Annotated in this window: 13 protein-coding genes; 5 read left to right on the forward strand and 8 right to left on the reverse strand. The window is 32.6% G+C overall.

All coding sequences use genetic code 11. From position 1 onward, the window contains the following. The 4 genes from ACQYZ7_RS01890 to ACQYZ7_RS01905 are packed head-to-tail and all read right to left on the reverse strand — an operon-like array spanning position 1 to position 2,917. Positions 1-507: a DUF4178 domain-containing protein gene (locus ACQYZ7_RS01890; protein WP_430728108.1), complete on the reverse strand. Its 507-nt coding sequence runs from the start codon at positions 505-507 to the stop codon at positions 1-3. Next, complete coding sequence (locus ACQYZ7_RS01895; protein WP_430728109.1) at positions 488-1,288, reverse strand: ion transporter; 801 nt, start codon at positions 1,286-1,288, stop codon at positions 488-490. Before ACQYZ7_RS01895 ends, ACQYZ7_RS01890 begins: the two co-directional genes overlap by 20 nt. Next, positions 1,288-1,650, reverse strand: a complete 363-nt coding sequence (speD, locus tag ACQYZ7_RS01900) for an adenosylmethionine decarboxylase (RefSeq protein WP_115899479.1) — start codon at positions 1,648-1,650, stop codon at positions 1,288-1,290. The genes ACQYZ7_RS01895 and speD overlap by 1 nt, the downstream gene beginning before the upstream one ends. Positions 1,651-1,705: 55 nt before the next feature. Then, positions 1,706-2,917 (reverse strand): aminotransferase class V-fold PLP-dependent enzyme, encoded by a 1,212-nt coding sequence (locus tag ACQYZ7_RS01905; RefSeq protein ID WP_430728110.1) that lies wholly within the window; start codon positions 2,915-2,917, stop codon positions 1,706-1,708. Between the two features lie 92 nt (positions 2,918-3,009). Between ACQYZ7_RS01905 and ACQYZ7_RS01910 the strand changes: the two genes are divergently transcribed. Then, positions 3,010-4,335 (forward strand): serine hydrolase domain-containing protein, encoded by a 1,326-nt coding sequence (locus tag ACQYZ7_RS01910; protein ID WP_430728111.1) that lies wholly within the window; start codon positions 3,010-3,012, stop codon positions 4,333-4,335. A gap of 3 nt (positions 4,336-4,338) precedes the next feature. Next, positions 4,339-4,683: an SdpI family protein gene (locus tag ACQYZ7_RS01915; RefSeq protein ID WP_430728112.1), complete on the forward strand. Its 345-nt coding sequence runs from the start codon at positions 4,339-4,341 to the stop codon at positions 4,681-4,683. Here ACQYZ7_RS01915 and ACQYZ7_RS01920 read toward each other — a convergent pair whose 3' ends face one another. Then, positions 4,684-5,361 (reverse strand): SCO family protein, encoded by a 678-nt coding sequence (locus ACQYZ7_RS01920; protein ID WP_430728113.1) that lies wholly within the window; start codon positions 5,359-5,361, stop codon positions 4,684-4,686. A 159-nt stretch (positions 5,362-5,520) separates the two neighbouring features. On the opposite strand from ACQYZ7_RS01920, the gene rseP reads away from it, so the two are divergent. Next, positions 5,521-6,867 carry an RIP metalloprotease RseP gene (gene rseP / locus ACQYZ7_RS01925; RefSeq protein ID WP_430728114.1) on the forward strand — a complete coding sequence of 449 codons (1,347 nt, stop codon included), beginning with the start codon at positions 5,521-5,523 and terminating at the stop codon, positions 6,865-6,867. Between the two features lie 76 nt (positions 6,868-6,943). On the opposite strand, the gene ACQYZ7_RS01930 is transcribed toward rseP, so the two are convergent. The 3 genes from ACQYZ7_RS01930 to ACQYZ7_RS01940 are packed head-to-tail and all read right to left on the reverse strand — an operon-like array spanning position 6,944 to position 10,526. Then, a complete protein-coding gene (locus ACQYZ7_RS01930) occupies positions 6,944-8,752 on the reverse strand; it encodes a GNAT family N-acyltransferase (protein ID WP_430728115.1) in 1,809 nt (602 codons plus the stop codon). A gap of 51 nt (positions 8,753-8,803) precedes the next feature. Continuing rightward, positions 8,804-10,057: an aspartate kinase gene (locus ACQYZ7_RS01935; protein ID WP_430728116.1), complete on the reverse strand. Its 1,254-nt coding sequence runs from the start codon at positions 10,055-10,057 to the stop codon at positions 8,804-8,806. Continuing rightward, positions 10,044-10,526 carry an N-acetyltransferase family protein gene (locus ACQYZ7_RS01940; RefSeq protein WP_430728117.1) on the reverse strand — a complete coding sequence of 161 codons (483 nt, stop codon included), beginning with the start codon at positions 10,524-10,526 and terminating at the stop codon, positions 10,044-10,046. The genes ACQYZ7_RS01935 and ACQYZ7_RS01940 overlap by 14 nt, the downstream gene beginning before the upstream one ends. A 146-nt stretch (positions 10,527-10,672) precedes the next feature. Here ACQYZ7_RS01940 and fbp point away from each other — a divergent pair, with 146 nt between their 5' ends. Together fbp and ACQYZ7_RS01950 are read left to right on the forward strand one after the other, a co-directional pair. Then, a complete protein-coding gene (gene fbp / locus ACQYZ7_RS01945) occupies positions 10,673-11,707 on the forward strand; it encodes a class 1 fructose-bisphosphatase (protein ID WP_430728118.1) in 1,035 nt (344 codons plus the stop codon). 124 nt (positions 11,708-11,831) lie between these two features. Beyond that, entirely contained in the window at positions 11,832-12,440 is a 609-nt protein-coding gene (locus ACQYZ7_RS01950) for a superoxide dismutase (protein ID WP_430728119.1), read from the forward strand. The last annotated feature ends 20 nt before the right edge of the window (positions 12,441-12,460 follow it).

Genomic DNA, 12,460 nt, shown 5'->3' on the forward strand with positions numbered 1-12,460 from the left:
TTAATTTTCTTTTATATTTTTAATTTTTTTAGCTTTTAATTCATTTCCTAAGAACACCTCATAGCTTCCATCTTCCCATTTTTCAATTGTTAACTGCTCTTCATCTTCTGCATAAAAAAGGGAACATTCAAGGTTTTCTCTAGAAGAATACGTTGTTAGATTCTTATAATCTCCTGTATACACTTCATCGAGTACATACATTTTATTTTGAAAAATTATTTCTTTAGTATGAATTGCATCAATTAAATAAGCTTCTTCTATAGAAATAGCTTCACTATAAGTTAGTTCATAGTCTCCTTTATAGAGTTCAACCTCTAAAAAAGCTTCTTTACTTGAAGAAACAATAGTATACTCAATACTAGAGTTATCCATACGCCAATCGTACTGAGCTACTTCAGTTATTTTCCAGTTTGTTCCATGAAGAGTAAAAGTATATCCTACTTTTAACTTATCTAAATGGTATTTTTTCGAAGGTTTCCAAAACATATTACTTGATTTCTTTTCCACAATGTGGGCAATTACATTGTTCAGTTTTAACTCTTAATTTTCTCACTTCTTCAATATAAGCTGAACTTATGATTCCTGTAGGTAAGGCTACTATTCCTATACCTAAAAGAGCAATGAAAGCACTTAAAATTTTCCCTATTCCTGTTATAGGATAAATATCACCATACCCTACTGTCGTTAATGTAGCAACTGCCCACCACATGGCTTGACCTATATTTTGAAAAGCTTCTGGTTGTGCTGTTTTTTCGATATTATACATTAGTGTAGATGCCAAAACTAATAGTATAAAAACTAAAAATATAGTAACTAATATTTCATTTTTAGTCTTTACTAATACACTCTTAATAATACTCAAGGATTTAAAGTATCTTTTTAATTTTAATAAGCGTAATAGCCTAAACAAACGAAGAGTTCTAAGAATTCTTAAATCAATTTTTACAATGTATGGTAAGAAAAATGGAAGGATAGAAATCAAGTCTACCAGCCCCATAAACGACGTAATATATTTGAGTCTTGCTTTTGCAGGTTTTAAATTGGGGTGAATTATATCTGCAATCCAAACTCTTATAAAGTATTCTAGTGTAAAAATTATAATTGAAAAGACCTCAAGAATGTTGAAGTAATATGCATAAGCTGTATTAATTTCAGGATATGACTCTAACACAATGGCAACCATATTTATAATGATTAACCATGAAATAAAATACTCTACAAGTTTATCTCCTTTTAAATTACCTTTTTCATCGTCAAATAATAATGTTACTTTTTGTTTAATCATCATTATCTTATTTTATCTAAAAAGCCTCTTTGACTAGAGTTTTTATCTATTTTCTTAGCTCTAAACTGTTTTTGAATCCAAAGAATTCCTTCATTAAGATCAAACGATTTATTACAGGTAAAAAAATCTAATGCAACATAATTGTGTTCTGGCCAAGTGTGAATTGCAATATGACTTTCCTTTATTACAATTACCCCGCTTATACCAATAGGCGAAAACTCATGGATTGTAGTATTGACTACTGACAAGTCCATAATCGTTGCTGCTTTTTCTAAAATATGTTTTATGGAGGTTACTGAATCTATAATTGTAGCATCACAATCATAAAAATCTACAGTAGTTTGATACCCTAAGCTCTTTTTCATTCCTCAAATATACATTTTGTATACTTATGTAAAAAACAAATTTAAAAACCCGCTTTTATGATAACATCATCTGTGCTTTCTTAACCGCGCTTACCAGTACATCAGCTTCTTCTTTGGTATTGTAAAAAGAGAAGGAAGCTCTTACTGTTCCTGGAATACAATAAAAATCCATAATAGGTTGCGCACAATGGTGTCCTGTACGAACAGCAACACCTAACTTATCTAAAATTGCTCCAACATCGTACGGATGGATTCCTTCTAAATTAAAAGATATTACTGATGTTTTATTTGTTGTTCCGTAGATTTTTAATCCCTCTATTTTTTCTAACTCTTGCGTTGCATACGATAACAATTCGTTTTCTTGTTTTTCAATAGTATCAAAACCAACTGAATTCATATAATCAATAGCAACTCCAAAAGCTATTCCTCCACAAATATTAGGTGTCCCAGCTTCAAACTTATGAGGTAACCCTGCGTAGGTTGTTTTTTCAAAAGTTACGGTTTCAATCATCTCTCCTCCTCCTTGATATGGCGGCAACAATTTCAGTAATTCTTCTTTACCATATAACATTCCAACACCTGTTGGCCCACACATTTTATGTGCTGAAGCTACATAAAAATCAACATCTAGGGCTTGTACATCAGGTTTTACATGAGGTACTGCTTGTGCTCCATCAATTAACACATAAGCTCCGAATTTATGAGCAGCGTGAATAATTTCTTTTATAGGGTTAATTGTTCCTAATGCATTAGACACATGATTACAAAAAACCAACTTCGTTTTTGAGTTTAACAATTCATGATAGATATCCATTCGTAAAGAACCATCTTCATTCATCGGAATTACCTTTAAAATAGCTCCTGTTTTTTCACATAACATTTGCCAAGGCACTATATTAGAATGGTGCTCTAAGGCAGAAACAATAATTTCATCTCCTTCTTGTAAAATTGATGCAAAACCAGAAGCTACAATATTAACACCATGAGTAGTTCCTGAAGTTAAAATAATTTCATAGGAATGTTTTGCATTAAAATGCTGTTGAATTTTTATGCGTGCTTCTTCGTATTTATCAGTAGCCTCTTGGCTTAATGTATGTACTCCTCTGTGAATATTAGCGTTATAGTTAGAATAATAATCAACAATTGCATCAATTACTACTTGTGGTGTTTGCGAAGTTGCTCCGTTATCTAAATACACTAATTTTTTCCCATGTACTTCTCTATTTAAAATAGGAAAATCAGCTCGAATTTTATCTATACTAAACATGTAAAATATCAAATTTAGCACAAAGGTAGGGCTTGCGTTTCAAATACAAACATCAAACAATTAAATTCTTACATTTGCTATAAACCTGTCACATGAAAATTTTAAAAAGAATCCTTCTTCTCATTTTAATTGCCCTCGCAATTACTATTTTTTACAACTATCCGAAGTTAAATATTCTTGCTGGATACTCTGCTAAAAACACCGCTTCATCTGTGTTTCTTGCGGAAAGAAGTTTAGCTTTTACCGATACAAATGACAATAATTTTTCTCCTATAAATATTACTTCTGATGAAATTAATATGGAAGAAAAATCAGCTACAGGTTCAGTATACGGATTGCTAAAAAGAAAGGCTGTATACAGAGTAGGATTGGGTGCTGTTTTAGTTACCGATGATTTTGACATCACCAAACCTCAACTCACTCCAAAACGTTCAAAACCTGATAACGTCACTCCATTTCCATACGGAAATGCAGATCATAAAGACACTGTTTTTGCTAACATTGATTATACAAAACTAAATGAAACCATTGATACTATTTTTAATGATAAAAACCAAACACGTTCAGTAGTAGTCGTATATAAAAACAAGATTGTTTTTGAAAAATATGATACTGGTTTTACCAAAGAATCAAAACAGTTGGGTTGGTCAATGACCAAAAGTATTACAGGAACGTTGTTCGGGATTTTAAAATGTCAAGGAAAAATTAATGTTCAAGAAGACAACTTATTTTCTGAATGGGAAAATGACGACCGTAAAAATATTACAATTCATAATTTGCTACAAATGAATTCTGGTTTGGAATGGAATGAAGATTACAACACTATTTCTGACGTTACTAAAATGTTGTTTTTAGAAAAAGACATGACCAAGGTACAAGTGAACAAACCTCAGGTAGGAAAACCTAACGAAACGTGGAATTATTCTTCGGGAACTTCTAATTTGTTATCTGGTATTTTACGAACAAAATTCGACACACACCTAGAATATCTTGATTTTTGGTATAGCTCTTTGATTGACAAAATTGGAATGAACTCTATGATTGTTGAAACTGATATGAGTAATCACTTTGTTGGGTCGTCATATGCATGGGCTACTGCAAGAGACTGGGCTAAATTGGGGTTACTGTACCTTCATAATGGTGAGTGGAACGGAGAACATTTGTTTGATAAAGATTGGGTAAACTACGCTACAACACCCACCCCGACTTCTAATGGTTGGTATGGTGCTCAAATTTGGTTAAATGCTGGTGGTAGATATCCTGATGCTCCAAAAAATATGTTTTCTTTTAATGGATATAAAGGTCAAAATGTATTTATTTTGCCTAGTCAAGATTTGGTAGTGGTTCGTACAGGGCTTACTAAAAACGTAGACGTAAATACCTTGTTAAAAGGAATTATCAATTCTATTAAAAACTAAACCATGAACCCATTTTATTATGTACTTTCAGTAAACGGATTACTTTTTTTATTTAGCCTTATTTTTCATTTCTTCCCACCAAAGAAAATCAATTCTATATATGGTTATCGTACTAACAAAACCATGAAAAATGATACCATATGGCAGTTTGCTAACACTTTTTTTACCAAGCAGTTTATCAAATATTCAGCAGTTTCACTAGTAGCTGCTTTGATATTGGCGTATATTTCAAAAGAATTAACATGGCAACCCATGGCAATCATGTTATTGTCGCTTGCTGTATCGGTTATTAAAACTGAACAAGAAATAAATAAGAATTTTGATGAAGAAGGAAAGAAACGCAAATAATTAGTTTGCGTATTCTTCTTTTAATACTGTAATGTCGTCAATAATTTTTTGCATATTTTCTTTTTTGGTTCCATCATACGAACCTCGAATACGTCCTTCTTTGTCTATTAATACAAAATTTTCGGTGTGAACCCAATCGCTTTCGCCACCATCTCCTTCATCTAATACAGCAAAATAATGCTTACGTGCTAAGTTGTAAATATGTTTCTTTTCTCCTGTGGCCACATTCCATTTCCCATCAATCACACCCTTTTCATCAGCATATTTTCGTAATTGTGGTACACTATCCATTACTGGGGTTACGGAGTGTGATAAAAACATGATATCATCATCATTTTTGTAATGCTCTTGCAACTCACTCATATTATACGCCATGGCAATACAAATAGTTTGACAACGCGTAAAAAAGAAATCGGCTATATAAATCTTTCCTTTATAATCAGCATTCGTAATCGTATCTCCATTCTGGTTAATTAAGGTAAAATCTCCTACTCTATGATTCTTTGTCCTATTTCTTACAGAAGCATCCACAAGTTTAGGATTAATATCAGCAGGGTTATAAATAGGTAACTTTTTATCAACCTTTACTAAGTGATAGAAAACAGGCACACCAATAGCACAAAAAACTAAAATAAAAATTAAGGTGCTTTTTGATTTTTTAAAGAATTTAAAATCCACAGTACTAAAATTTTCTACAAAAATACGACTAAAAACAGCGTTTATAAACCACTATACTAAAAACTTTGTTAAAACAAATGCCCAACTGTAACACAAACTTTTAGAACTGTACTGAAAAACGTACATTTGTCAGATTTTAAATTTAGACGAACACCATTTATGGAGATTTTAATAAAAGCATCACAGTTTATTTTAAGCTTATCGCTCTTAATCGTTTTGCACGAATTAGGACACTTTATTCCCGCCAAATTATTCAAAACCCGAGTAGAAAAATTCTACCTGTTTTTCGATTATAAATTCTCTTTATTTAAAAAGAAAGTTGGGGAAACGGTTTACGGTATTGGTTGGATTCCGTTAGGTGGTTATGTAAAGATTGCAGGAATGATTGATGAGAGCATGGATACCGAACAAATGCAAAAACCTGCTCAACCATGGGAATTCCGTTCTAAACCAGCATGGCAACGTTTAATTATTATGTTAGGTGGAGTTATTGTTAATTTTGTATTAGGTATTTTAATTTACATCTGCTTAATGTGGGCATATGGAGAAAAATACCTACCTAATGAAAGTTTAAAAGATGGTGTTTGGGTTCAAGATCAACTAGGAAAAGATTTAGGTTTAGAAACTGGAGATAAAATCTTAACAATTGATGGAGAAAAAGTTGAGAAGTTCGGAGAGCTTCCTCTTGAGTTTATCAATGGTACTAATTACACTGTTGAAAGAAACGGAACTGTTCTTAAAAAAGAAATACCAACCGATTTTATTTCAAAATTAGTTGATAGAGGCAAAGATGCTGGAGCTTTTATAATGTACAGGCAACCTTTTGTTATTGGACAAATCTCTGAAGATTCTCCAAATAGAAAAAGTGAATTACAAAAGAAAGATATTATAACTGCTATTAATGGTGTTTCTACTCCTTATTTTGATCAGGTTCAAGTAGTTTTAGAAAGTAAAAAAGGTCAAGAAATAAATGTTACTGTTAAACGAGGTAACCAAAACATAACTATTCCTGCTAAGGTTTCTGATGAAGGAAAATTAGGAATTTATGCTACAAACTTACCTTTAACAGATTTAGAAAAACTAGGTTACTATAACTTAGCGGAAAAAACATATACTTTTGGAGAAGCTATTCCTGCTGGAACCAACAAAGCATGGACAACATTAACCAACTATATTAAGCAAATGAAAAAGATTTTAAATCCTAGTACAGGTGCTTATAAAGGTTTAGGTGGATTTATTTCTATCGGAAGTATATTCCCTTCAGAGTTTAGCTGGGAAACATTCTGGAATATTACAGCATTCTTATCAATAATGTTAGGGTTTATGAATTTATTACCAATTCCTGCTTTAGATGGTGGTCACGTTGTGTTTACCTTATGGGAAATGATTACAGGTAAAAAACCTGGTGATAAGTTCTTAGAATACGCTCAAGTTACAGGGTTTATCTTATTGATAGCTTTGCTACTATTTGCAAACGGAAACGATATATTTAGGTTGTTTAAATAACCTTTTAAGACATAAACAAAAAAGCATCGTACTGAGTACGATGCTTTTTTATTTTGTATTCTATTTTAATTACCTTTTACTTATTCAAGTTTTCTGCTGCACGACGCTCTAATTCTGCTTGAAATTCTTCCATAACAGGTTTTACAGTACTTTCAGGTATATCTGCCACCTTGATATACATTAACCCATCAATTGCGTTATTAAACTTAGGATCTACATTAAACGCAACCAAACGTGCATTTTGCTTCACATACTTTTTAATTAATACTGGAATACGTAATTCTCCTGGTTCAAGCTCGTCGATAATCTTATCAAACTTTTGCATATCTGCCTCTGTAGCATCAAATACAAAGTCTTTATCAGCATCTTTTAATTTTACCTTGAATTCTTTCTTCGGACGAATGTATTGTGCCACATACGGATCGTAATAATGTGACTTCATAAACTCAATCATCAACGATTTTGAGAATTCAGAAAACTGATTACTAATACTTACTCCACCCATTAAGTACTTATATTCTGGGTGACGCAATGTAACATGCACAATTCCTTTCCATAATAAGAAAAGAGGCATTGGTTTTTGTTGATACTCTTTAATAATAAAAGCACGTCCCATTTCAATGGTTTGCTCCATCATTGGGTACAACTCTGGTTCTATTCTAAATAAGGTTTGAATATAAAAGCCATTTACTCCGTGCTTTTTATAAATATCTTTTCCTAACCCCATTCTATAGGCACCTACCAATCTGTTTTGTTGGTCATCCCATAAAAATAAATGGTGATAATATTTATCAAATCTGTCTAAATCAATAGTTTTATTCGTTCCTTCTCCTACTTCTCTAAACGTGATTTCACGTAATCTCCCTATTTCATGTAAAATATTTGGTATTTCTTTTGCACTTGCAAAAAACACCTCATAGTTCTTACTTTGTAATAATCTACTTCCCTTGTCTCGTAAAGCATCAACTTCTTTTACAAATAAATCTGGCGACTTTTGAGAGGTGATTTTTTTAGCTTTCTTAGGGATTTTTAAATTGTGTGTTGACAATATCTTTGGAGATGCTTTCTCATACGGATTAGCCAACATGTATGTTTTTCTACGTAAGAACTGGTAGAAATCTGGTATTTTAGTAAACGCATCTTGGTCTTTTACTGAAATTGGCTTACCTATTCTTACTTTGATAATTCTATTTTTTTGAGATAATAACTCAGACGGAAGTTTTGCTGTTCTAAGGGTATCACTAATTTTAGATAGTGTGTAAAACAGTTGACTATTTTTTGCGTGAAAATAAATAGGGATTACAGGTACTTTTGCTTTTTTAATCAAACGTACTGCTCCTTGCTCCCATTCTTTATCTACCATTAACTTCCCATCACGATACGTAGATACTTCTCCTGCAGGAAAAAGTCCTAAAGGCCTTCCTTCTTGTAAGTGTAATAATGCATTTTTTACTCCAGCAACACTCGACTGTGCATCCTTATGATTTTCAAAAGGATTCACTGGCATTACATAGGGCTTCAAAGGCTCTATTCTATGTAATAAGAAGTTTGCTATAATCTTATAATCGGCTCTGTGCTCTAATAAGAGTTTTAATAATAAAATACCATCTATCCCTCCTAACGGATGGTTAGAAATTGTTATAAACGGTCCTTCTTTAGGAATACGCTTTAAATCTTCTTCTGGAATTTCAAATTCAATCTGAAACTCATCAAGCAAACCATTTAAAAAAGGTAAATCTTTTTTGTGCTTATGCTTATTATAAACTTCATTGGCGGTAGAAATTCGCAAAACTTTCATCAGCAACCAACCTGAAAACGTCCCGAAAACGCCGAACTTATCGGCTCCTATTGCTTTTGCAACTTCTTTAGGTGTTACTAATCCCATACATAGTTATCAATTGACATAACTGCAAATATAATCGATTTTTTGCAAGCTTTACATGTTTTCTTGAATCACTAACTGTGCAGTTTCAGTATTTATTTGACGAATAATAGATTTCCCTCGTTTTCTTATCGTTTTTATTGCTTCATCATTAAAGTGACGAATTGTGTATAAAGTAGCTCCTTTGTATGCTCTTATTTTATAAGCTCCTTTCAAATCGTTATAAAAATCTTCAAAATTATGGTACTTATCTTCTATACAAACAGAAAAACTAATCGCTGAATTCTGAATTAGATTCACTTTTAAGTTATAATCGTGTAATTTCTTAAAAACATCGCTAATATTATTTTCAACCATAAAAGAAAAGTCTTTTGCTGAAATAGCTACTAAAATTTGATTCTTCTTTACGATAAAACATGGAACCTCTGGCGTTATTTTCTTTCCTCTACCCACACACGTTCCAGATTTTGTAACATCTTCAAACGAACGTACATACAACGGAATATTTTTTTGTTCTAACGGTTGAATTGTTTTTGGGTGAATTACAGATGCTCCATAAAATGCCATCTCAATAGCCTCTGTATACGAAATTTCCTGTAGCAAAGCTGTTTCAGAAAATACTCTAGGGTCAGCGTTTAATACTCCTTGCACATCTTTCCAAATAGTAACACTATCGGCATCCAAACAATACGCAAAAATACCTGCCGTATAATCAGAACCTTCTCTTCCTAAGGTTGTTGTTTCTGTTCCAAACCCTCCTAAAAAACCTTGCGTAATATTTAGCTTAGATACATCTACTTTTTCTTGAATTTGCTGTTGGGTTAACTCCCAATCAATTTTTGCATCACGATAATCACCATCGGTTTTAATGTATTCTCTTACATCTAACCATTGATTGCCTACTCCTATTTCAGATAGATAGGTGCTTACAATAGTAGTAGAAAGTAATTCTCCAAAACCAACCATTTGATCGTACACATAGTTATAATCTTTGGATGTATTTCGAGCCATGAAACCGCTCAATTCACCAAATAAATGATTTACTTTATTATATATCTCATGGTTTGGACTAAATAAATCGTTCAACATATTTTGATGGAAGTCATCTACAAATCTCAAGGAATCTTTAAGGTTTTCTTTTTTGTAGAAATAATCGTTTACCACTTGCTCAAAAGCATTGGTCATTTTTCCCATGGCAGAAATTACTACTAGCGTATTTTCTGTTCCTTCATGCTGCAATACTTTTGCTACATTTTTTACTCCACTCGCATCTTTTACCGATGCCCCTCCAAACTTAAATATTCTCATTACAAAATTGTTGTAAGCTTTGTTCATTCATATGGCAAACTCTCCACTCATCGTATACAGTGGCTCCAGTACTTTTGTAAAAATCGACAGCTCCTGTATTCCAATCTAATACTTCCCAAGCGACTCTTTTACAATTATTTTTATGTGCGTGGTCCATTACAGCACTGTACAATGCTTTTCCTGCACCAATACCTCTTTTTGATTGGGTTACCATCAAGTCTTCTAAATGAATTGCTTTCCCTTTCCATGTGGAGTAACGTTCATAAAACAACGCCATTCCTATAATCTTATTATCTTCTTCAGCCACAAAGGTTTTAAATTTTGGATTTTCAGAAAAACCATCTTTAACGATGTCTTCAACCGTAATTTTAACCGCATCGGGTTCCTTTTCAAAAACAGCTAATTCAACGATTAAATCTAATATAGCTTGAGCATCTTTTTGCTCTCCTGATCTGATAATAAAACTCATTTCTTAATTTTTTTTGGTAAAGATACCTCTCTTAAAACTTTCTGATAAAACAAATAAAAAATTAAAACACATCATATTTTTTTGTTGAAAATTTAAAATACTAAATAAAAGTTGGCATCTTTGTACGCACAACACAAAAATTTGACATGAGTAACAAGCATATGACGCTGGGTGAGTTCATCATCAGCAAACAAAAAGACTTTAAATATTCTTCTGGTGAATTATCTCGTCTAATAAATTCTATTCGTTTAGCTGCCAAAGTAGTAAATCACGAAATTAGAAAAGCAGGATTGGTTGATATTACCGGAGCTGCTGGTGATATTAATGTACAAGGTGAAGCACAACAAAAATTAGATGTTTTAGCGAACGATTTATTTAAACAAACATTAATTAATCGTGAAATTGTTTGCGGTATTGCTAGTGAAGAGGAAGACGATTTTGTAGTTGTTGAAGGTCAAAACAAAGCCAACGAAAACAAATATGTATTGTTGATGGATCCTTTAGATGGATCGTCTAACATTGATGTAAACGTTTCTGTAGGAACTATTTTTTCTATTTACAGAAGAATTTCTCCTGTAGGAACTCCTGTTACCAAAGAAGATTTTTTACAAAAAGGCAGCGAACAAGTAGCTGCAGGTTATGTTGCATACGGTACCTCAACCATGCTAGTATTTACTACGGGAAATGGTGTTAACGGATTTACTTTAAATCCAGCTATTGGTACTTTTTACTTATCGCATCCAAATATGCAATACCCTGAGATTGGTAGAATTTACTCAGTAAGTGAAGGATATTTTACGCATTTCCAAGAAGGAATGAAGCGTTTCTTGATACATTGTAAAGAGTTAAACGAAGCAGACAATCGCCCTTACACAGCTCGTTATATTGGATCGTTAGTTTCAGACTTCCATAGAAACATGATAAAAGGAGGAGTTTATATTTATCCTGCTACTGCCATAACTCCTAAAGGAAAATTACGTTTATTATACGAATGTAACCCTATGGCGTTTATTTGTGAGCAAGCAGGTGGTACAGCTTCTGATGGGTTTACTCGTATTTTAGATATTAAACCAACAGAACTACACCAACGTGTACCTTTTTACTGTGGAAGTAATCAACTCGTTGAAAAAGCCGAAGAATTTATGACTAAATTTTCTGCTGATGAAAAGCCAGTCTATTAAAGAATAGTTATTATTTATACTCAAATAAATTATCCATAAGGCAAACAGTTGTTTGCCTTATTTTTTTGAATTAAATTTACATTCGGAAAAACGAAAAAATTAATCTATTAAAAAACAAATAATTATGGCTTTTAACTTACCAGAATTAGGATATGCTTACGACGCTTTAGAACCAAATATAGATGCTAGAACTATGGAAATTCACCATAGCAAGCACCACAACGGATATACTACTAAATTAAATGCTGCTATTGAAGGTACTGATTTAGAAGGAAAATCTATCGAAGACATTTTAACTAACTTAGATATGAACAATGCTGGTGTTCGTAATAACGGTGGTGGTTTTTACAATCACTCTTTATTTTGGACAGTAATGAACCCAGAGGATAGAGGTTATTTATCTGGAGAATTAAAAGATGCTATTGAAGCTGAATTTGGTTCAAAAGAAGCTTTTATCGATGCTTTTTCTAAAGCAGCTGCTACTCAGTTTGGTTCAGGATGGGCTTGGTTATGTGTACACAAAGGAGGAAAAGTAGAAGTTTGCTCTACCCCTAACCAAGACAATCCATTAATGCCAGGTGTTACTTGTGACGGAACTCCTATTTTAGGATTAGACGTTTGGGAACACGCTTATTACTTAAACTACCAAAACCGTCGTCCAGATTATATTGAAGCTTTCTTCAAAGTAATCAACTGGAACGAAGTAGAAAGAAGATATGCTGCAGCTAAATAATTAATAGCTTTTGTAATAAA

Origin of the sequence: Tenacibaculum sp. SDUM215027 (assembly GCF_050566205.1) — a bacterium.
GTDB lineage: Bacteria > Bacteroidota > Bacteroidia > Flavobacteriales > Flavobacteriaceae > Polaribacter.

Excerpts from the sequence above, each read along its gene's own strand:
- ACQYZ7_RS01895 (WP_430728109.1), bottom strand. The coding sequence starts at position 1,288 with ATGATGATTAAACAAAAAGTAACATTATTATTTGACGATGAAAAAGGT.
- speD (WP_115899479.1), bottom strand. The coding sequence starts at position 1,650 with ATGAAAAAGAGCTTAGGGTATCAAACTACTGTAGATTTTTATGATTGT.
- ACQYZ7_RS01905 (WP_430728110.1), bottom strand. The coding sequence starts at position 2,917 with ATGTTTAGTATAGATAAAATTCGAGCTGATTTTCCTATTTTAAATAGA.
- ACQYZ7_RS01910 (WP_430728111.1), top strand. The coding sequence starts at position 3,010 with ATGAAAATTTTAAAAAGAATCCTTCTTCTCATTTTAATTGCCCTCGCA.
- ACQYZ7_RS01915 (WP_430728112.1), top strand. The coding sequence starts at position 4,339 with ATGAACCCATTTTATTATGTACTTTCAGTAAACGGATTACTTTTTTTA.
- rseP (WP_430728114.1), top strand. The coding sequence starts at position 5,521 with ATGGAGATTTTAATAAAAGCATCACAGTTTATTTTAAGCTTATCGCTC.
- ACQYZ7_RS01930 (WP_430728115.1), bottom strand. The coding sequence starts at position 8,752 with ATGGGATTAGTAACACCTAAAGAAGTTGCAAAAGCAATAGGAGCCGAT.
- ACQYZ7_RS01935 (WP_430728116.1), bottom strand. The coding sequence starts at position 10,057 with ATGAGAATATTTAAGTTTGGAGGGGCATCGGTAAAAGATGCGAGTGGA.
- ACQYZ7_RS01940 (WP_430728117.1), bottom strand. The coding sequence starts at position 10,526 with ATGAGTTTTATTATCAGATCAGGAGAGCAAAAAGATGCTCAAGCTATA.
- fbp (WP_430728118.1), top strand. The coding sequence starts at position 10,673 with ATGAGTAACAAGCATATGACGCTGGGTGAGTTCATCATCAGCAAACAA.
- ACQYZ7_RS01950 (WP_430728119.1), top strand. The coding sequence starts at position 11,832 with ATGGCTTTTAACTTACCAGAATTAGGATATGCTTACGACGCTTTAGAA.